The organism is Virgibacillus sp. FSP13, from assembly GCF_054048505.1.
In genome coordinates, this window is record NZ_JBSVKG010000002.1 from 324433 (window position 1) to 345471 (window position 21039).

Annotated in this window: 24 protein-coding genes and 1 riboswitch; of the genes, 2 read left to right on the top strand and 22 right to left on the bottom strand. The window is 36.1% G+C overall.

Going from position 1 to position 21039, the window contains the following annotated elements; all coding sequences use genetic code 11:
• Positions 1 to 19 precede the first annotated feature (19 nt).
• Positions 20 to 745 (bottom strand): ArsB/NhaD family transporter, encoded by a 726-nt coding sequence (locus ACW2QC_RS03565; RefSeq protein ID WP_457542592.1) that lies wholly within the window; start codon positions 743 to 745, stop codon positions 20 to 22.
• A 120-nt stretch (positions 746 to 865) separates the two neighbouring features.
• On the bottom strand, positions 866 to 1432 hold the full coding sequence (locus ACW2QC_RS03570) for a Uma2 family endonuclease (RefSeq protein ID WP_457542593.1): 567 nt from the start codon (positions 1430 to 1432) through the stop codon (positions 866 to 868).
• Positions 1433 to 1812: 380 nt separating this feature from the next.
• Here ACW2QC_RS03570 and ACW2QC_RS03575 point away from each other — a divergent pair, with 380 nt between their 5' ends.
• The gene (locus ACW2QC_RS03575; RefSeq protein ID WP_457542594.1) at positions 1813 to 1968 is read left to right on the top strand and encodes a hypothetical protein; all 156 of its coding nucleotides are present in this window, start codon (positions 1813 to 1815) and stop codon (positions 1966 to 1968) included.
• Between the two features lie 77 nt (positions 1969 to 2045).
• Here ACW2QC_RS03575 and ACW2QC_RS03580 read toward each other — a convergent pair whose 3' ends face one another.
• Positions 2046 to 2642 (bottom strand): class I SAM-dependent methyltransferase, encoded by a 597-nt coding sequence (locus ACW2QC_RS03580; protein ID WP_457542595.1) that lies wholly within the window; start codon positions 2640 to 2642, stop codon positions 2046 to 2048.
• Between the two features lie 667 nt (positions 2643 to 3309).
• Here ACW2QC_RS03580 and ACW2QC_RS03585 point away from each other — a divergent pair.
• Positions 3310 to 3981 carry a hypothetical protein gene (locus tag ACW2QC_RS03585; RefSeq protein ID WP_457542596.1) on the top strand — a complete coding sequence of 224 codons (672 nt, stop codon included), beginning with the start codon at positions 3310 to 3312 and terminating at the stop codon, positions 3979 to 3981.
• Positions 3982 to 4999: 1018 nt separating this feature from the next.
• Here ACW2QC_RS03585 and ACW2QC_RS03590 read toward each other — a convergent pair.
• The 19 genes from ACW2QC_RS03590 to ACW2QC_RS03680 all read right to left on the bottom strand — a co-directional run bounded on the left by ACW2QC_RS03590 (position 5000) and on the right by ACW2QC_RS03680 (position 20957).
• Positions 5000 to 5506, bottom strand: coding sequence for an HXXEE domain-containing protein (locus ACW2QC_RS03590; protein WP_457542597.1), 507 nt, complete (start codon positions 5504 to 5506; stop codon positions 5000 to 5002).
• Positions 5507 to 5761: 255 nt separating this feature from the next.
• Positions 5762 to 6073 carry a hypothetical protein gene (locus ACW2QC_RS03595; protein WP_457542598.1) on the bottom strand — a complete coding sequence of 104 codons (312 nt, stop codon included), beginning with the start codon at positions 6071 to 6073 and terminating at the stop codon, positions 5762 to 5764.
• A gap of 641 nt (positions 6074 to 6714) precedes the next feature.
• Positions 6715 to 7233: a hypothetical protein gene (locus tag ACW2QC_RS03600; RefSeq protein ID WP_457542599.1), complete on the bottom strand. Its 519-nt coding sequence runs from the start codon at positions 7231 to 7233 to the stop codon at positions 6715 to 6717.
• 70 nt (positions 7234 to 7303) lie between these two features.
• Positions 7304 to 7948 (bottom strand): hypothetical protein, encoded by a 645-nt coding sequence (locus ACW2QC_RS03605; protein ID WP_457542600.1) that lies wholly within the window; start codon positions 7946 to 7948, stop codon positions 7304 to 7306.
• 64 nt (positions 7949 to 8012) lie between these two features.
• Complete coding sequence (locus ACW2QC_RS03610; RefSeq protein ID WP_457542601.1) at positions 8013 to 9254, bottom strand: MFS transporter; 1242 nt, start codon at positions 9252 to 9254, stop codon at positions 8013 to 8015.
• A gap of 849 nt (positions 9255 to 10103) precedes the next feature.
• Entirely contained in the window at positions 10104 to 11363 is a 1260-nt protein-coding gene (locus tag ACW2QC_RS03615) for a multidrug effflux MFS transporter (RefSeq protein WP_457542602.1), read from the bottom strand.
• Positions 11364 to 11679: 316 nt separating this feature from the next.
• A riboswitch (SAM riboswitch) is annotated at positions 11680 to 11775 on the bottom strand.
• A 416-nt stretch (positions 11776 to 12191) separates the two neighbouring features.
• A complete protein-coding gene (locus ACW2QC_RS03620) occupies positions 12192 to 12791 on the bottom strand; it encodes a class I SAM-dependent methyltransferase (protein ID WP_457542603.1) in 600 nt (199 codons plus the stop codon).
• Positions 12792 to 12821: 30 nt separating this feature from the next.
• Positions 12822 to 13346, bottom strand: coding sequence for a GNAT family N-acetyltransferase (locus ACW2QC_RS03625; protein WP_457542604.1), 525 nt, complete (start codon positions 13344 to 13346; stop codon positions 12822 to 12824).
• Between the two features lie 169 nt (positions 13347 to 13515).
• Positions 13516 to 14220: an SDR family oxidoreductase gene (locus ACW2QC_RS03630; protein WP_457542605.1), complete on the bottom strand. Its 705-nt coding sequence runs from the start codon at positions 14218 to 14220 to the stop codon at positions 13516 to 13518.
• Positions 14221 to 14474: 254 nt separating this feature from the next.
• Positions 14475 to 15023 carry a hypothetical protein gene (locus ACW2QC_RS03635; protein WP_457542606.1) on the bottom strand — a complete coding sequence of 183 codons (549 nt, stop codon included), beginning with the start codon at positions 15021 to 15023 and terminating at the stop codon, positions 14475 to 14477.
• A 59-nt stretch (positions 15024 to 15082) separates the two neighbouring features.
• On the bottom strand, positions 15083 to 15625 hold the full coding sequence (locus ACW2QC_RS03640; RefSeq protein WP_457542607.1) for a hypothetical protein: 543 nt from the start codon (positions 15623 to 15625) through the stop codon (positions 15083 to 15085).
• Positions 15626 to 15895: 270 nt separating this feature from the next.
• Positions 15896 to 16555, bottom strand: coding sequence for a hypothetical protein (locus ACW2QC_RS03645; protein WP_457542608.1), 660 nt, complete (start codon positions 16553 to 16555; stop codon positions 15896 to 15898).
• A gap of 253 nt (positions 16556 to 16808) precedes the next feature.
• Positions 16809 to 17033, bottom strand: coding sequence for a hypothetical protein (locus ACW2QC_RS03650; RefSeq protein WP_457542609.1), 225 nt, complete (start codon positions 17031 to 17033; stop codon positions 16809 to 16811).
• Between the two features lie 69 nt (positions 17034 to 17102).
• Positions 17103 to 17561: an ASCH domain-containing protein gene (locus tag ACW2QC_RS03655; protein ID WP_457542610.1), complete on the bottom strand. Its 459-nt coding sequence runs from the start codon at positions 17559 to 17561 to the stop codon at positions 17103 to 17105.
• 88 nt (positions 17562 to 17649) lie between these two features.
• Positions 17650 to 17877 carry a hypothetical protein gene (locus tag ACW2QC_RS03660; RefSeq protein ID WP_457542611.1) on the bottom strand — a complete coding sequence of 76 codons (228 nt, stop codon included), beginning with the start codon at positions 17875 to 17877 and terminating at the stop codon, positions 17650 to 17652.
• 231 nt (positions 17878 to 18108) lie between these two features.
• The gene (locus ACW2QC_RS03665; protein WP_457542612.1) at positions 18109 to 18552 is read right to left on the bottom strand and encodes a hypothetical protein; all 444 of its coding nucleotides are present in this window, start codon (positions 18550 to 18552) and stop codon (positions 18109 to 18111) included.
• 2 nt (positions 18553 to 18554) lie between these two features.
• Positions 18555 to 18749, bottom strand: coding sequence for a helix-turn-helix transcriptional regulator (locus ACW2QC_RS03670; RefSeq protein WP_457542613.1), 195 nt, complete (start codon positions 18747 to 18749; stop codon positions 18555 to 18557).
• 201 nt (positions 18750 to 18950) lie between these two features.
• Positions 18951 to 19784, bottom strand: a complete 834-nt coding sequence (locus ACW2QC_RS03675; protein ID WP_457542614.1) for a DUF2785 domain-containing protein — start codon at positions 19782 to 19784, stop codon at positions 18951 to 18953.
• Between the two features lie 615 nt (positions 19785 to 20399).
• Positions 20400 to 20957: an isochorismatase family protein gene (locus ACW2QC_RS03680; protein ID WP_457542615.1), complete on the bottom strand. Its 558-nt coding sequence runs from the start codon at positions 20955 to 20957 to the stop codon at positions 20400 to 20402.
• Positions 20958 to 21039: the final 82 nt, after the last annotated feature.

Sequence of the window (21039 nt, forward strand, 5' to 3'; positions counted from 1 at the left end):
CTTTGTATTTTCCTGAAAGTTATAAAACCAATAACGTTAAGAATAGTCCTAGTAAGGTGATAAACAGGATTGGAATCGTTAAAATGATCCCGGTTTTAAAATAGGTTCCCCATGAAATTTTTACCCCTTTTTGCGACAACACATGGAGCCACACCAAGGTAGCAAGTGAACCAATTGGTGTGATTTTTGGTCCTAAGTCAGATCCGACCACATTGGCATAAACAAGTGCCTCCCTCACCACACCAGACGTCCCGGTTTCAGCAATTGCTAAGGCATCGATCATAACTGTTGGCATATTGTTCATAACCGAAGATAAAAATGCTGCGACAATCCAATATTCCTTAACACCATATTCCATATATAAATTCAGTTTTATGACCAAATCATGGGACTGATTGGAAGGGCTAAGGATTTCAACGACTAGATCTGGAACACCTACATACCTAGCATCCGTAAAGCCACTTTTATCACAAATAATGCTGATATCTGGAATAACAATTTTCGTATTATCCATTTTTTCATTCGTTAATTCAATGTCGTATGGTGCGGGAAATACCTCACAGGATTTACCCTTAAGGAAATTTCCAAATTTAATCTGCAACCTACTGGATATGCGTTGGTGCTTTGTTGATGGCGATGGTGACATATAAACAAATCCATCGATATATTCCAATAATGCGTCATTACTTTCGCGAATTTGAAAATACTCCTCAACTGTGACTGTCCTATTTTGATAAAGAACCATGATGAACTCCCTCCATTCCTAAATTACTAATGTGATACATCACGTTCTCTGGACCCTTTTTTAGTAAAACCAAATGAGTTTTTCAATCCCCTCCGTTACACAACATCCGCAATGTAGGAGCTAATTCGCGAAAACATCCTTTAGATCGGCATATAAACCATGGAAAAGTTTAGAGGCGATCATTCCCGTATCTGTTTTCACATCATGCTGTTCATACATCTCTTTATCATTTAGCGCATATACCGTTATTGAATGCAGTATCGGATTGACAATCCAATATTCTTTAACACCATAATCCATATATAAATTCAGTTTTGTGACCAAATCATGGGACTGATTGGAAGAACTAAGGATTTCGACGACAAAGTCTGGAACGCCAACATACCTAGCATCCGTAAAGCCACTTTTATCACAAATGATGCTGATATCTGGAATAACGATTTTCGTGCCATCGATTTTTTCGTTTTTCAATTCAATATCATATGGTGCGTGGAATAATTCACATGAATTACCATCCAGAAATGCTTCAAACGCGCGCTCTAGTTTACGTGATATGCGTTGATGTTTTGTCGATGGCGATGGTGACATATAAACAAATCCATCGATATATTCCAATAATGCATCATTACTTTCGCGAATTTGAAAATACTCCTCAACTGAGACTGTCCTATTTTGATAAAGAACCATGATGAATTTCCCCCCATTCTTAAATTACTTATGTGATACACTGCTTAATTTTCATCCTTTTCGAATAACGTGACGGTAGCACCAAATGAATTTTTCGGTGTAATAATCATCCTTTGTTATACAACATCTGCAAAGCGGACCGGCATTTACAGAATAAGTAGATACAAAAATTTTCATCCCAGGAAATGTGAAAACGATGCAGAAAATGGAAATTCCACTATACGAGAAGAATTCTGGAGGATTTATTATAGGTGGTGACGGAGTTGATTTAATATTATAATAACTGGGGAAATTACGCAAGCTCTAACTATCTGAATAATTATTCCTATCATCATATATCCTCTACAGTTGGATAACCTATAATCGAAAGGGTGTATGAAATGAATAATGATAAAGAAAACAAAAAACACGCTAGGCAACAATTCGGCAAGGTAAAACCGTACCAGGAGATTAACGAGGAGATTTCTCAAAATGAAAAGTTAAAACAAAAGCAACCAACCCCGCAACCAGAAGATTTTGAGGAAATTGATTACTAACCCCATGCCTGCAAATACACCATGTATTCCGCGGTGTATTTGCAGGCATGGGGTTTTCAAAAAAGGGATATAATAGATCACGCCCTCTCATTCAGCGCTTCTATCGTAATGAACAACCCTTTATCATAATAATCCACATACTGAATCGACATATTTGCTTGTCTTACTAACTCTAGCGTATCGCGATTCAAATGGCACCCGTCACAAATTTTCTTCCAAAACGGGGTTAATATATCCTGCGCTTTGCCTAATATTTCCTGATCCAAGCGAACATGTTCAAAAAATAATATCCGAGCTCCATGCTTACTCACCCGTTCTAGTTCACGGAGTGCTTGAACAGGATTTGGAATGGTACAAAAAACAAGTGTTGCGATGACAGAATCAAATGTATTGTCAGCAAATGGAAGATTCCCTGCTTCAACCTGGTGGATATGGATCGGAACAAGTGCAGCATGTTTTCGCTTCATCGATTTCTCCACCATCAAAGCGTTCGGTTCAATCGCATCAACCCGTGAAATCTGATGGTAAAATGGAAAATTCAATCCTGTACCTGAACCAACTTCCAAAACCCTTCCTTCTGCCTTATTGACAAGTTCTCTTCTAATTTTTTTAAAATAAAATCGCTCAAATGGTCGCATTGCTGGATCATAAATTCGTGGAAACCAGTTCCCCAATTTGCTTACCTCCGATGTATCGACGTTTATTTTATTATTGTATCTGTGGGATCTGGTTAATACAATCGATTTACCTTATCATATACATCCATCTTTTTCTGTTCGATTTTCTTAATCTTTTTGAATGTAAGGAGAGAAAGAATGAGCAACAACACAAAGCTTCCACTGAAATGATCATTTCTAAAATCGTGGATTAATTTCACCATAATCCCCCTACATTTTATTAGTATTTAACCAGAAATGATAACCCCGGTAAACCTGACATATTAAATAAAGACCGATGAGACTGAAAAACGATTTAAAATTGCTCCCATGCCACGTTAGCATAATAAAAAAGCCTCTCATAACAACTCCTTGTTTAACTCTTACCCTTTTAACCGTTGATCAATATGGAAAATGACAAAATTGCATTCTTCAATCTCGAATTCATTCCGATATTTCAAATAGTAATCTAAGCACTTTACAGCATGCTTTCTCCAAGCTTCTAATTCATCCGTAGTGCAATTTTTGATCTGTTGCTTCACTAATTTCCGATTAATGTGCATCACCTCTTTGGGTTAATGGTAGTTTCTCAGGAAGATAAGGAACTCGAATGTCGAGATTTCCACTGAAAGCAAGAGTAACCAAATAAAATTAGGCGACAATAAGAAAAAAAGGATGTGACCCAATGAATACGTTTCTTTTCTTCTTCCTTGGATTCGGTTATCTTTGTCTATTCATATGGGGGTTAATTCTTTCCAGAAATCATGGCTTGTTGAATCTCACTAACGTCATTCTGCTCGTTATTCTCGGACTCGTCTATGATAACCTCATCATTGCATTCGGAAGATTTATCGGTGAAGGGAACTTGCTGGAAACTTTAAGCTATGTCCGGTTTTGGTTACATGCCCTGTTTACCCCCACCCTAATCCTTTTCGCTTGGAGCATTTGTTTCAGAATTGGTTTACCATGGGCCAAAAAAACTTTCTGGAAGGTCTTAGCATGGCTCATGACCATTGGATTAATTCTTTATGAACTGCTTGCCTCGATAAAGGAACTTGAGCTTGAGCCAAAATGGAAAAATGGCGTATTAACCTATGAAAGTGCGGTTCAGTCAGATAGTCTTATTATGGTAATCATCATCACCCTGGTGCTCGGCATTGTTGGCATTATTTTAATGAAGAAATTTCGCTTTTCTTGGCTTTTTATCGGCACACTCGTCATGATTTCGGGCGGTATTTTAGCCATTTGGATCAAAAACTTTCCGATCATGAATGTATTAGAGTTTATTTTAATTGTCTCCTTACTTATGACAAAGCAGTTTCAAATCAGAAATCAAAAGAGCAGTCAACAGGATTAATCATATATGCAAATATCTATTCTTCAGAAAACCTGTGTCATCAGCACAAGAAGTCCGTTAGAGAAATCTATGACTAGTTGGGTGATTCTCTCTTCTTCATTTATCTTTATGAATATGCACCTACTATCAATAGTCTTATTCTGATTGATACCAGTAAAGATGATGGGGAAATTGTAATAAATGACGGTAAAGTTACCTTTAAGTGCGTGTTCAAAAAGTCGCGAAATTAGAAGCAAGAAGGTCGAGGCGGCGTAGTTTCGAGCACAAGGCAAGCTTCCCCGACTTCACATCCCACGCGGGAAAAGTGATCTTCTTTTCCAAGCAGCGGAGAAACAAGCCAACGAAGAGATTCGCCGCTTATCATTTGGTGTCTTTTTAAACATCCTCTTTAAGGCAATTTACCTACCTCATTGGTTTCTACCTGCATGGGAACAATTTAAAAAGGATTCGGTAAAAGGACGATGACCAAAGCTGATCCCCCCACATTCCGGAAATAAGGTGTTTATTGTCATAGACCACTAAAAATCTTTAAATACCTAAGCCTTTTTGGTACTATTGAAAACCATTTCGATTCAATATCTGACCTAACTCTGGTTCTGTATTTTGTTTTGTCGTTCATTTTCCCTCCAAACGGATTTAGTCACTTGAATTTTTATTTGCTTTAACGAAAAGATTCCAATATGAATAGATAAACAAAATGCACCCCATACCCATATTTAGATTGATTAAACTAGAACCAAATTTAATAGAGTAGAAAACATTTAATAACACAATTGCTGTGCTAATGATAAAAATAAATGAAAATACCATAAAATCTAACTGATACTTCTTGCCAAATAGTTCAATCACACTAATTCTCCTCTCTTTTCACAAGATACAACTATACTTATTGAACAATCGCCTCCGTTAGCTGAAGATATAATATCTACTTTGTTGCTTTTCGAACATTGTCTTGTACTATTACACCCTCTGATACCATATCAACATGATGCATTTCACTAAGAAAGGGATTAAAAAATCAACCCCACTTCTCACCAATTTTATGGCTGAGAAGGAATGCTGGTATAAGAAGGACCATAACAAATATTGCCCCAATAATCGAGTCCAAGGCTAACATATCAGTGTTATAGAAACGATAGAAAAATAAACAATAATAAGGGATAATCAATAATAGTGATGTCAAGACTCCTGGGGTGTAGCACCTTAAATACAAAGCCTGTAATGGGTGGGTAAATATGTTTATAGCAAAAAGTAGGTTTACTCCCAAAAACAAATAATAATGTTGTGTAATTACAGCTATCAATATCAATGCAGAGGCAAAAACAGAAAACACAAAAACAACGACAGAAAACTGTGCAGATGTAATATCTTTATAATTCTTCAGTTCCTTTTGTGCAAATGAAGGAATCCTCTTACTAACCCGAGGATACGTTTTTTGTAACCATCTTTCAACCGTTATAATTTCCTCCAAATTGTGAAGCATAAAAATGATTAAGAAAGACAAAATCCAAACATAAATATCCAATTTTTTACCTCCATTTACACTTATTTTAATTTGGACATATTACTTATTGTACTAAACTGCCCTTTTCTTCAATAAGCATAGGGGTTGCCATCTCCGCAACTCCTTCTTTCGTTAAAGCTACCAGTTTGTTTAATTACATTATTTCACAAATCTCCGAAAGCAGTCCCCGTTATCCACGAACGTAGAAGTCATAAGGGTAGCGGGATTGAGGCAAATCTTTGTACTTGCTCCACGGTCAAGTTCAACGTTCCTTTCTTATTTACTAAATAGTTTAATTCCAGAGATGATAGTAATAATTGCAAGTAATGCTAAACGCAACCACGCCATACTAAGCCAGAAGTCACCACCATATACGGCTGTTGGAGAGGCACCAAAATCATCAACATATATCGCAATATTAAAAAATATTTTTAATGAAATAACTAAAGAAATTAAACTAAAAACAAAAATCAAGGTGAGTCCTCTATTTTTTTTCAAATTTACTTCTTTCCCTGTTTTTATTAAGTAAATCACAGTAAAACAAATACATAAAACCACTAACACTAATCCAATAACAAGTATAGGCATAAGTCCACCCCCCCACTAATCTTGATATTTTAATTTTTCCCAAAATTTTTATATTAATTTCCAATGATTTAAGAATGAGTTACTCAACAATCTGAACCAATTCAAGAAGTTGGAGCACTGATCTTATTCCAGAAGAGCTCCCGAGTATATGGTAATCGAAAAGTGAGCCACTATAAGTTTGTTATTTTTTTACCTTTCACAAAAGTCAATTGTATTTGTTGGCATGATAACCTACCCTGATGGAGATGCGAAATCTTTAGCCTCCACGCTTTCGCAAAGAATCATGCCCGTAGAGGCTTCATTTCAATCCTACGCAGTAATAAAATATATTCTCTAAGTTTGTGAATTCCTCTAATTTTAAGCAGCTCAATATTAGTTGCGAAATGGCTCAAATTTCAATTGCGAAATGCAGGCCCGTTTGCGGTAGATAAGAAACATCTACTTACTGGCGTTCACGGTAAGATCGATATGAGAATGTGATTCCCTCTCGGTTAATACCGAGTGGAACAATCACTTTATTCCAGATCATGTCTAATTTCCCTGTTTCCTCATACTAATTTCAGAAATAAAGTTTGCGTATTGCTGATGGATCCTGTTGTTTTACGTGATGCTACCGCTTAATTGAAGATACAGCACCCATTTTATTCGTCTTTTACATCTTTTTGTTTATTTTTTTCTCTCAAATGGAAAAAAACTTCAATTAAGAGTGTAATGAAAGCAACTCCTACTGCAATCGTGATACTGACGGTTTGATTCAGACCACTAATTTTTCCAATCAGATAAAAACCGATTATCCGTATAAGCAGTAAGACGACATAATTAAATTTATTTCTGCCTAATATATATTTCACTATTCGTTCAATCACGCTATCAATTGTGAATAAATAAACAAAAAAAGAAATCGCTAAAATAATTAACTGGTTCGTGCTTATATGTAAGGAGAAAATCATAGTAACCGTATTTGCAGAGCCAAGTAAAACAAATAAAGACAGTCCGATAAATACAGTTGGACCCAAGGCAAGTATAAAGGCCGTTGCAACAACGTGGAATAAATTAGCCCTTTTTTCTTTCAGTTCTTCTTTTTCACTACTGTAAATCCATAAGAATAACAACAAAAATGAAATAATAAATACGACTATTAACGATATAATTATTTTCATGAGTACACCCCTGTTACATCTCCCAGAAATACAATAATCCGAATACCTTCTAGAAAGCACTTCTGCCTATTCATTCTACTTCTTCATATACCGTTCCATCCGTATCTGTGATAACAACTTCCTTCTGCAGGCGGTCCAATCCTATCATAATGACCGGATTTTTTTCCCTTGACTGATCAAAAAACGTCCTTATTTTTACATGGGTCGTGTATCCTTGTTCTTCGACGTCCAATACTTCGATACTATTGCCAGACATTTCTTCACCTAATGACAGAATAATAGCTTTAGAGCCTTCCGATATGGTCACTGTTTTATATCCACGTACCTCGCTATTTTCCTGAAGGTTTTCCATATATGTGTTCTTGTTATTTTGCGACTTTTTTACTACCCAATAATCAACATTGTTCAGGTAGTCATATGTAATAGTTGAAATGACAAAAAGAATGATAACCGTATACATAATCTTTCTCCACAATAATTTCTTTCCAAAAACAAGAAACAAAATTGCGATGGTCATCATCCCCGCAGCTAACACTCCAAATGGCATCCCGGCAAAGCCGCCAATAACGATAAGACTTACTAAAAATACAAATAATCCACCAACCAAAACAACGATTGTTCTATTTTTATTAGTCATGGATTTGCTGAAAAAATACGTCAATGCATATACACCAAGGCCAATAACTAAACCAATTAGAAACATATACAAAAACATATAATCCCTCCTTTATTTTCAATGATTACTTTTCTTCTAAATTGCCTTGAATGTTATTTTACTTCTATATTAATTCCTCGCTATGGCTGTCATCTTCTCGGTAAAAGAACTTTTTACCAGGCTTCAACACTAAAAATGAAAAAATAAAAGATACAAGCAACATGACAAGTGCCAATGTGACGATCGTCAGTCGTAAGGAAACAAGATCGGCTACAAGCCCAATTGCCAGGATAAATACAACTTGAACAGCACTTTGGATGAGCTGATAAATGCTCGTAACCCTTCCCATTATGTCTACAGGGACATTGTTTTGGTAAAAAGTCATCATCCCTGCGTTTAAGAACACATTAAAAAAACCTAAGATTACAAAACCAACCACAATGGATGCAAAAGACCATGAAAATGCATAGATCACATAGCCTATCGTCATCATGGTTAAACCAATGACAATCATATATCTAAGTGAAAAGATATTTGAGAAAAGGGAGAGTAAAATTGCACCTACCACAGAGCCAATTCCCGTTATACTAATCAGCAAGCTATACTCCATTTCAGAAAGTCCAATGACTTGTTGTGTGAAAACTACCTCTTGTGCATCCATGGCAAAAGAAAAAATCATGACCATAATAAAACCAAGATAAATAAAAGAAACATATTTATTGTTCGACATAAACTTCTGAACGACCGTAAAATCACGAACCACTTGTGAAAAGGTTAATGCCGGAATCTTTTCTTTATCAATCTGTTCTTTTTCCGGAAGAAATAATAATAAAATGGCTGCGATCACAAAGAATAATGCATTAAGCCATAATGTTACTTCAACAGATGTTAATAATATAAGTGACCCCCCAATTGCAGGACCAATAATAAATGCACCGGAACTTGCAAATGAGCGGATTGAATTAAACCGCTTCCTTTTTTCTTTTGGCACAAGAATGGCAACATACGTCATGGATGATGGATTGAAAAAAGCCTCTGCTACACTTAAGACAACTAGGATCCCATAGATTATCATAATGTTTGGTGCAAATGGGATGAAGCAGATGAACACTGCTCTCATTATGTATGTTACGATCATAACTTTTCTTTTACTGCGATAATCGATAAAACTACCAGTCCAGAATTTTGTTACGATATTCGTTAATGGGCCAATGATCCAAAGTCCTGCAACAGCTGCTGCAGAACCCGTAAGTTGATATACAATTATATTTATCGCAACTAAGTAAATAAAGTCGCCTATGCTAGAAATTCCGATCGAAGACAATAATATCGCTGGATTTTTCCAACTTTTCAACGTATTTTTCATACAAAAAGCTCCTATTAGGTTTTATCCATTTTTCGATTTTTAATAGTTGGAATAAAATACAATTTCATTTCAAAGTTATATATCAAATTAAATTAATTTGTTTGGGTTATCAGCATACCAAATGCTAAAACCACAATTACTGCATATATATATGGATTTATATTAGTGTTTTTCTTATTTGTAAATACCCTTTCACCATTAGGATTTTTACAAGTAGACCCCTACGTCCATTATCAACATAACACTTAATCATTTTGTCCCCACATTTTTCACAAGTTTTTTCTTGAATCAATTAACGCTCACCCCATAAGTAAGTTTATTTGTATTTCATATACGGTTCATTTAAGAGAGCTAGAGCTGTATAAATAGACTTTTTTACTCGAATAACTATTCATTCTAGCCCTTCATACCGTTCCATCCGTATCTGTGATGACAACTTCCTTCTGCAAGCGGGCTAAAACTATCATGATAACTGGTTTTTTTCCGTAGATTAATTTTAGCCATACTAGATCCACTTTTCCACTCCTTTAATAAAATCCATTTGGCAAATCAAACTTTCCCGTCAGCTTACACTTTAAGGGCGAAAACCTTCCGTTAAGCTTAGACAAGAAATCGATGGAAACGTTCTTTTGTTTATTAGTTTATCATTAAAAGGATGTAAGATTCTATACACCGAAGAAAATCTATGAAATTTGCTCATTATAGTGGGCAAGAAAACATGAAAGGAGAGGCGTTCTCACCTCCCCTTTTTACCCTATTACAATCTTCAATTTCATTTTCAGGATAACAGGTAACAAATAGCCAAAATAGCCTTTGTTCTCGGGGGTTATTTTATTTATCTGCAAATTCCTACACTTGACTCACGACAGATGAGTTATCCGTAATGGCAGTGCTGTTTTGTTTGACGAGAACATGAAAAATCGTGAAAGCCATTGTACTGCTAATAAGTATGATAACAGCCATCGGTACAGCAGTATGATCACCGGCAATCCCGACAAGTGGCGAAACAATCCCGCCTCCAGCGAACGGAAGGATGCCAAGAAAAGCGGACGCACTTCCCGCCATATTCCCTTGGCGCTGCATTCCCAAGGAAAAACTTGTTGTATTAACGATTCCTACACTTGAGACAACAAGGAACAACGCTGGTAGCAACACCCACATTGGCAAGGATAACAAAGCAGTAGCAATGAGCAACAAACTACCGGTAAAGGAGATCGAAACTCCCCACTTTAATAAATGCGCCTCTTCTATTTTAGAAGACAATTTTCCTGTAAGCTGTGCTGCAATAATGATGCCTACACCATTAATGGCGAATATAATGGAAAATTGCAATGCCGTAACATCATAAATATTTTGCAATACGAATGGGGACCCGGCAATATAGGCGAACATACTCATCGATGCAAATGCCTGCGCCAATGCAATCCCAATAAACACACGGTCTTTCAGCAAAATTCCGAACGTTTGAATTGTTTCTGTCAGACCACCTTGTTTCCGATCTTTTTCCGGCAGTGTCTCCGGAAGGGCGAAGGTTACGGCAAGCAACATTACAACTCCAATGGCAAACAAAATAACAAATACGAACCGCCATGATGCAAAATTGAGCACAATTCCTCCTAATAACGGTGCCAGAATAGGAGCAGCACCATTTACCAGTGCAAGCATCGCAATGAATTTCGTTAGATCCTTGCCTGTATACATATCTCGTGACGAGGCACGCGCGATCACAATTCCTGCGGCAGCTGAAACCCCTTGAATAAATCGCAGACCAACAAATACCCATATATTTCCGCTGAACACACTAAGAAGCGAAGCAAATGCGTAAGTCGTCAATGTCACAAGAAGTGGTCGCTTTCTTCCTTTAATATCACTTAACGGACCAAATACCAACTGACCAATTGCCAAGCCGATTAAAGTTGCCGTTATACTTAGCTGGGCAAGAGATGCTGTTGTGTGGAAATCTTCGGTCACAGTTGGCAATCCTGGTAAATACATATCCATTGATAGTGGGCCAAATGCCGTTAGCGCTCCTAATATAAGCACCATCCATACTTTATTGAATTGTTTTGGTGTTTCTTGATGATCTATAGTTTGGTTCATTTTACTCATAAAACGTCGAATCCTTTCTTTCATCATTTATTTTGATCAACCATCTGCCCATCATATACTAGACGGGGTATATTAATGCTTGTAATTTGCTTAGAATAGCCAGAGAATGTGTACTTCTTCCGTAGTGCAGGAATATCTCCCGGAAAGCGAGAACTTCTTCCACAGTGCAAAAACATCAACCGGTATCTTTGGCTGCTGCCTATTGTTCTCTTAGACCGCGCTTTATCTTATACGCTCTCCTGTATTGTTTACTTGATATAAAAAACCCCCTTCTTAAAATCAATAAGAAGAGGATTAGTTGCCGTCAATTTCACTCTTCTTATCTTCAGCATACGCTCCTGGAATTAGCACAGTACAAATGTCTGTTGCTGAGGCTTCAATGGGCCAGTCCCTTCACCTCTCTGGATAAGAAAAATACAAGTATTTAATTACAAGACCATACTATACGCGTGCTTGAAGCAAAAGTCAAGGTAGATGCCGGCTTGTTGTCATGAATACGTATACCAAAATGACGTTGACGTTCTTGGCCCTTAGTTCACTCGTTCTTAGTGAAAGTTCAAGATGCTTGGTTCGTGTCGTTTTGCCGAATAAAATCAAGCTGTTGGGAAAGGGATTTCATTTGTATTCTCTCTATAACAAACTGACAAGGTTCATCACGTTCATCTACATAGCTTTATCATCGAAACTTAGGTATATATTAAGGTAGACTTCCCTTTCCTTATCACTTTTTCCCATGCTTCAGGAAACAACATATTTTCATTGATATATAAAAGGAGTCCACCCTTTTGAATCAGCAGCCTTTTTAAAAAACTCTCTCTTTTAATTTTTTTATTTCTTTATAACAACTTGAATGACATGTCCTAGACCTATGTGCCTTTTTCCTTCATTTCGATCGGCTTCACCATAATAAAAATGGATACATTTGTAATCTTTAATCCAATCCAGAATATCTGTTGGATCATATAACATTTCAACAGATTTCGGACCACCAGTTTGATACGCAAGCTGAGCTTCTGAGTAAATTTCAAAGATGACATACCCGCCGCTTTTCACTGATCCAATCATACTCTCCATTAAAAATTGCTGATCTTTTTTGGGAACGTGCCCAAATACCATTATTGCGGCATCGTATTGATTTTTTTTGACCTTTTCTTTCGTCAAATCAATTTCAACTGTATTTACATTAACGTTATTTTGGCCAGCCAAAGCCTTCGTTTTTTCTAAGCCAATTGTTGATTGATCATAGGTTGTCACCTCATGACCAAGTTTTGCTAAATAAACTGCATTCCGACCTTCACCTTCAGCAAAGCAACCCAGTTTTGAATGTTCCGTAATGATATGGCTCATCTTGTTTATAAATGCATTTTCAATTTCACCATAAACAAAATCTTTATCTGAAAAACTATTATCCCAATGTTCTTTTGACATAATCTTTCATCTCCATTCCTTTAATATTTTCTAAATATACTTCATCTTGCAATAATCCCTATGAAATACACTCATCATAATACTATCATGATACTCGCCATTGATATAAAAATGCTCAGTCATTACACCTTCCGTTTGAAAGCCGACTTTTTCATAAATATGACTGGCCTTTTTATTTGCTTTGGCTACAATCAAGTAAAGTTTATGGAGATTAAGTACCGAAAATGCGTAGTCCATCGCCAATTTGGTGGCTGTAGCTGCATAACCTTTTCCTTGATGTGCGGGATCAATCATGATGGCAAATTCCGCATTCCTGTGTCGCTGCTCGATTTCATACAGACCGACAAAGCCCAGTTTCTCCTGATCATGGGTCGTTAAAATAAATTCACGTGTTTGCTCATTATCCTTATTTTTGTCAAACTCTTCCTTCATAAGTTCCAGTGACATATAAGATTCACTGAACCAAAAATTCATGACTTCCGGATTATTAAACAGTTTGTGCAAGAAGGCTAAATCATCCTTTTCTAGTGCGCGCAGTTGAATCTCTTGTGCCATTTTTACTAAGTCCCCTTTTACGATTTGTTGGTTTATGTACTTCATTGTATCTTATTATGCCAGTATACCTCGGATATGTCATACATCGCTGGTATCCGATGTATATTCAAATGCTTCTATTTACTGTTTCTTATTAAGAAAAGCTCCCGTTTGTTGTAAAATAATTCTGTTAAACTGGTCTAACTGTAATTTCATTCACGTTCACATGATCCGGCTGGGTCACGGCATAGACGACTGCTCTTGCAATATCAGCTGGTTCAAGCTTTTTTCGTTCAGCTTCAAAGGGGCTGTTTGAGCTTAATGGGGTTTCTACCATCCCCGGTGAAATGTTGGTGGTCCGTACGCCGGTATTGGCGAGTTCCTTTTCCAGTCCAGTGGAAACCGCACGCACGGCAAATTTTGTTGCACAGTACACTGTAAGTCTTTCAATAACCTCAAATCCTGAATCAGAAGCAATATTCACGATATGACCGCTTCTTTTCTCTAACATATCTGGTAAGACTGAATGAATGCCGTAAAGAACGCCTTTGATGTTTATATCAATCATCTGCTCCCAGTCAGAGACATCTCCTTTCAAAACCCTACTCGAACCCATTCTCCCAGCATTATTTACATAAATGTCTACACTTCCAAAGATTTGTTTTGCACGTTTGGCCAGAAAGTCAACATCTTGTTGCTTTGTCATATCGGTTTGGACACATAATATTTTTTCTTCCTTGCCGATTTCTGCGGCTATACTTTCAAGTTTTTCTTTATTTCTTGCTGCAAGTACGACATTAGCACCTGTCCCAGCAAGTTCTTTCGCAATTGCAGTTCCAATACCACTGCTTGCTCCTGTTACAATGGCTGTTTTGCCAATCAATTGTTTTGTCATTATAATTTACCTCCTTATACGAGAATATGGTTTGATTCTGGCACACAATTACTGCGCCCGTAGGAAACTGATCACATACGTTATACTGTCCACCCCCCTCCTTGTAGAACATAGCACCCGTTATAAAAAAACATAAATTAAATTTCTCTAATAGGGGTTGTTCAAAAAAGGGGATTCCGAAAGAGTGGAATAATCAAAACAACCATTAATAAAAAACCTATGTGTAGATGTTATCCGCACGTTCCACAGTGATGTTAATCAATTCTAGTAATGGAAGATTCTAAAATACCCGATGAATAACGTACCTTATCTATTTTCCATTTCCCGTCTAGCTTCAACATTGTCACAGTTGCACTTTCTCCAAAGGTGTTTGGCCACTCAGGAATATCTGGGTTTAAACGAATAAAGATCTCTGTGCCTACGATTTCATCATCTAATGTGAGCCATAGACTATGTTCAGAAACCTCGCCTTTTGCAAATCGAAAACCATCACCCGCATTTGTGAGAAAGAAGGTAAACGTTTTGGGATGATCTGCAAAGTCTCTATTAAATCTAAAAGTTTGGTGGATGTCATTTTCTATTTTTCTTGTAAAATTTCCTGTAAAGTATTCCCCTAACTGTTTATTCAGTGCCCCCATTACTTCTTCTAAATTGTTTGAATCGATAATCAGTTCATCGTGATCCATCTCATTAAAAAATGCTTCTAATGTTGCAACGCTTTCTTTTTTTGCCCTTTCATGTGGATCGCCGCAACCTCCCAAAATAATGAGCGTCAAACACATAGAAAATAAGAGTTTACGCAACAGAACATTCCCTTCCTTTCTTGACAAGTTAAAACCAGGGGATTTGTTGACTGCTTTTTTTATCTATCCCTTCCCAGCAACTCCAGTTCATTTCCATACTCATCATAATCAATAATCCAATATATCTCGTATTTATCCATCAACTCTTCTCTTTTCTCATGGACTTTATCTGCCTTTTTTTCAAGAAGTTCGTTTTCATGTTCATTCGATTTATTTAGTGCTTTATCAAATTCTGCTTTTGTTCCTTCTCTCAATATGTCACTTAATTCTTGACACATTTCTAGAATATATTTTTCTTCATCTATAAGTAATTGATTTAATTGTTGTATATGTTTGTGATCCAATTCAGCGTTTTCAAGGTACTCCACACTTTCCCTAAAAACGGGCATCACGTTTTCACTTAACAGCCGCTTTATTTTTTCTTCATCCTCTTCCGTTCCAATATCAATGAATACCCCCAATTTTGGTTCCTCACCTCTAATTTTTAGCCATCCATTATAGTACTCAACCAACTCTTCCGCTTCTTCATCATAATTGAAACAACCTGATAGAAATAAAATGGTAATGAAGCCTATCACTCTATAAAAATTTTTTCTCATCATGAACACCTCATATCCATACGTATTCCTTTATAGCCTAACTAAGCAAAACAAAAAATACATAAAAAAACATAAACAGGGACACCTCTTTTTAAAATTTGGAAGCGCCCTTGTCTTGTAATTAGCTAATTTCATAATGTATTTTGTTTTTACTTGATTATCAATGGCAATCCCGATGTTATTAAACATATTAACTCCCCATGAGAAACCTGCAAATGAATGTCTTTACATGCTCAATTTGATTTGTAATGTCATATAGTGCTTTTTTGCTGACTAATCAATTTCAAGTATTTTAATCAATTCTTCAACCTTTTCATCGTCACCAGGGGCAATGGATACTTTTTTTGTATTCTCCGTAATTCTTTTATAAGTATCCTCACCAGCAGGGTTCTTACCATCCCAGCGTTTAGGAACTTTATATATGTTTATTGTACCATCTCCATTGCTACTATAAGTCACCACTCCATCTACTAGACGGGCGCCGGATAACTGAACAACATCTTCCGGATAATCAGTACTTGTTTCATCGTCAGGATTAAGTGGTTCACCAGCTGAGATATGTTTGGCATACAATTTTTCTATAGCTTGATTCGCACCAAGCTGTAGCCAAACACGAGCGAATTCAATTTCATCGGAGGAATAATTAGACAATGCATTACTCTCATCGTCATTGGATTGATTATTTGAGCCATTATTTTCTTTTGAAGTTGTTTCATTAGAACTGTCGGTGTCTGGTTCCACTGATTCTGATGTGGACTCCAATTTATCTCCTTTATTGTCTGGAGAGTCGTTTTGTTCCGCATTATCTTGATTCTGTGTAGCTTGATTCATATCTGTATTACTGTTTTCACTTTGTTCAGCATCATCACTACAGGCCATAAGAAGTAATGCTGTTGTAAATAAAGTCGTTACGAGTAATAGTATTCTTTTCATTGTTAATGCCACCTATCATCTACGTGTAATAGAATTTCTGTATTCAGCTTAATAATATACCGTTCCATCCAATCTGTGATGACAACTTCCTTCGCAGGCGATCCGTTCCTACCATAATGACCGGATTTTTTCTCTCTAGATTGTCATAAAACGTCCTTATTTTAACGTGGGTTGTGTATACTTGTTCCTCCTCAACATCCAAAAAATTGCCCGCGAATGAAAGATTAATAACTTTAGCGCCTTCAGATGATGGTTACCGTTTTTTATCCTCGTACCTTATTACCCGCTTATTAAAATTTTTATATAATCCAAATATACTTTCACCAACAAACAAAATACCTAAAATTAAATACAGCAGTGCTCTTTCCATATCGTTAAAGCCAACAATGGTCGATATAATCAAGCCTATCGCAAAAATCAGAATAGTAAAGTGAAAACCTATCTTAAATTTTCTGTACCCTTCATCTGTTTTACTCATTGTATCCCTCTTTACTTTATATAAATAATTTCCTTGTTTAAAAAACACCATCACATGTTGACAGATACATTATTTTTTATACAGCAGCTTAAATCTCTCACAAACAACAGGAATCTTATAATGAAAGTCTATATTTGTATCTTTACATTCATTTTTGAAAAAAGTCTCATGAACGTCACGCCAATAAGCTAATGTTCGGTCACCTTCGCCTTCCAAATAGGCGTGTTCCTCAGTAACTTCATCAAAAGGAACAACTTCTACTGATGTCGTTTCCGCTATTGCGACAGCCTCTCCATCCCCATTGAGAATAATATTGTGAAGACCAACATGTGGCAATGCCTCATTATCCAATTCATATAATGTATAATTCGATGCTGTTGCGGTTTTTGTTCCTTCTAACACTAATGCTGCAAGTTCATCAGCCATCTCTTTTGAGTCACCAAATGCCCATGCATCATAAACCGTTGGTACATTGGGATTATTTTTCCGATAGTCCTCCCACATTTGGATAATAGAATCATTACTCATATATAACAACCTACTTTCTAGATTTAAAAGATACTAATAATTGTAACATTTGTATCTTTATTGTGTATCCATTTTATTAAACCTCTACCTAAATATTCATATTCTCAATACCAAGAATAAAAGGTAAGACTAAAATAATAATGCCAATAATTATAATAATTGTACCAAAAAACCTTGATGATAATTTATCACTATAGGAAACACCCTGTTTTAAGAAAAAATCAAGTAAAGTTGGTGCTTTACCAGTGAAAATTAAATATCCAAAATAAATAAATACGACCCCAATTAACAGGACAAAAATCACTTGAATTGGCATTGCTATCTTCTCCTTTGAACTAAATTGATCGCACTATTCGCTTATACGGTTTACACTGTCAAAAAGTTTCCTCTAGAACCAGACCTGTTCAATAATCCCGCTTTGATTACGATCATTAGAATGTACTATTTCTGTCATCTTTTTTACTAGTGATTGGACTTACCACTTGTTGTCAGCGTAAGCTAAAGCCACCCATTTTTCCACAACGCGTCCGATTCTTGAACATATGGTTTATAATAAATCCTTGTTCTTGTTATAAGAACGTTTTAAAGAAATAAAACTTGCGACAAACCAAATTAAGCTAACACTTAGTGTCAACCATAAAACTTCAAACCATTTCTCCGGACCAGTGAAAATCAAACCTCCTACAATTAAGCTTATAATAAATACAGCTATCCTCACAATTATGACTTTTAACTCTTTTCTATATGCCTTAGTTGTAGTCACATCAGTATATTCAATGCCAGATACTACATATCTTGTTGAGACATAAAAAAGAAAAATAGCAATTGATAATAATAAGGCATTAACTACTGTTATATCAAAATAAGTGTTATATATAATCATTACGATAAGGGAAAGGAGAAGGACTAGCGCACCTTCACAGTAAAAATACAACATCATTTTTTCTTTATATTCATCATCCGGTAACAAAAACGATATCCAAGATTTCATTGCTATTCAACCTCCCAAAATAATTCATCTAAAGTTTTGTTAAGCGCCTTGGCTATTGCTACGCATAACTGAAGACTTGGATTATAAGTTCCTTTTTCAATTAACCCAATTGTCTGCCGCGTTACTCCTGTTTGAGAAGCTAATTGTTCTTGCTTAAGAGAAGCCCTAATACGAGCAATCTTCACATTATTTTTCATAAGTTCACCTACGTTTAAGCAATATATATTTAACATATGCAAATTATATATTACATCATTTATAAATAAAAATCAAATTAAAAAGAGGTTTTTACAACCTCCTTTGTTAAAAAATATGTCCCTTATATGGCATAAAGGGCGCAATGATTTATGCCGCAATCGTGCCCGTTAGTTGAACTGAAATGTGTTTCAAATAACAGCTTAAAACCCACGAATAGAATTCAATGTATTTTCAATCTCCCTTTGAAAGTGATCTCTTATCTTCTCAAATTTTAATCTGAAATATAAACTGCTTAAAAAATTACGGACATTAAGTAGCAGGTTCAAACCGTCGGGATCAGACACAATTTTCTTCTGTTCTTCCAACTGAGAACGGAAATCGCTAATCCAGTTAACAACCTGTTGGTCACTTAATAATCCACTTTTGAATACACTCAGGACAGGAAGTGCCATGCGTTCATCTTCATTGTAGCAGTAAACGGAGTCAGAGAAAATAACTTTAGACCTAATAATCTTTAACAGATTTAATGCCCTTTCTCCCGTAAAATAAGAATGGTTGGCAATAACATTCAAGGTATCTGCCGCATGAGCCAGTGCATGTGCCCAACCTTTTCCTTTAACATACCCTCTTATATCTCTTTCGTTATTAAAATAATCAAAAGTTTTATCTGTTATAGCATTAAATTCCCCTTCCGATAAAAAAGACTGTCGATTGTCAGCGTCAAGGACAAGAGCTAAAACCAATACTGAAAATGCTCTTGCAAAAACAGAATCATTTTCTTTTTCACCAAGACCATAAAATAAATGCCACTCATCCAAACAAGTTCCTAAAAGTTGATTCAGCTGATTCTGATCCAATAAGTCCTTTATAAGAATCATTTGCGCGAATGTAGTATATATCAATTCATCACGAAGCACAAAGTCCGTTGTTCCAATATTCTTTATCATTTCCAGGCTTAAATCATCCAAATTATGATTAGCAAAATTATATTCATTTGCACGAATTTCTAGCAATTGATGCTTTAAGTCATTCATAAAATCCCCATCCCTTTTCCTTAACAATCGTTTGCAATAGGTAAGCGTTTGATGCTATCTCCGGCTTTTCCCCTGCTCCGTTTGCGACCGAGGAGGCTCAAGCCACGCCCTCCGGAAAGCGTGCGTCGGAACGGAAAGCAACAGTTTGTATGCAGCAATATGGCCCGGTTGTTGAAGCCAGTTCTTATTAAAAATCAATCAAGTGGTTCCCACCCAAAAAGATTAAGATTGGGCATTTACATACAATATATGGTGAATATTATTGTTAAACGAACACTGTATATTGTGTTTATCGAAGCTGTTTTTTTACGGAACCGACCTTTTTGGGAACTAACCATCAAGTTAGTAAACAAGTATAACATTGATAATTCAAAATACGTATGGCCCTTTAACTTTAATCATCCAGAAGATATGAGGTAGTAATCACCTGTCATTTACTGATACATTTCTTGTCATTCAGCGGTAAAAAGTATGTCAACGTTGGTACATTCTTATGGCCCTAATCCCGCTTTTTAAAACATCCCAATTTCTTGGTGTTGTAACGAAGAAATTGGGATGTTATTCGTTATAAAATTATCCGATTGTTTTTACCCATTTCTGTATCGCATTTTCAAATTACCTATATGAATCATGAGTTGGCTGAAACAAGTCTTCCTCTGCATTTCTGACAATGGAAAAGTGTTCCACATTGTAATGGCCATGAAGTGTTTCATTATGATGCTTTATAATTTGTTTCGCACTTAAAGCATCACTGTCCGTTGTTGAATGTCCATCACCGACTAATGTAACATCCAAACCACTAATAGTGGCTGTTCTGACTGCACTATCAATACAGTGTTGTGTTGCACAGCCCATAATAACAACATGCTCGATTACCTGAGATCTTAAATGATTGAGAAGCCCTGTCCCATGGAAGGAATTCGTTGCAGTTTTATCGAAAATCTTAGCCTCAGTAGGTACATTAATTTCATTGTGAATTTGAAATCCATTTCCTTTACCTTCAGCAATATCCAGATCCCGCACAAAGACAACTGGAACACCGGATTTTCTTGCTTTTTCAATCACTATATTAATATTCCTAATAAGTTGTTCTTTATTAAAAACAGCACTTTCTGCATGACTCCCTTCAATTAATTCTTGTTGGGCATCAATAATTAACAATGTTTGATTCAAATGATTTTCCCCTTTCAAAGGTGGGGAAACGCTTCTCTATCTAGACGTATTCCCCTTTGTAATTTTCAACGCCGTGTATTTT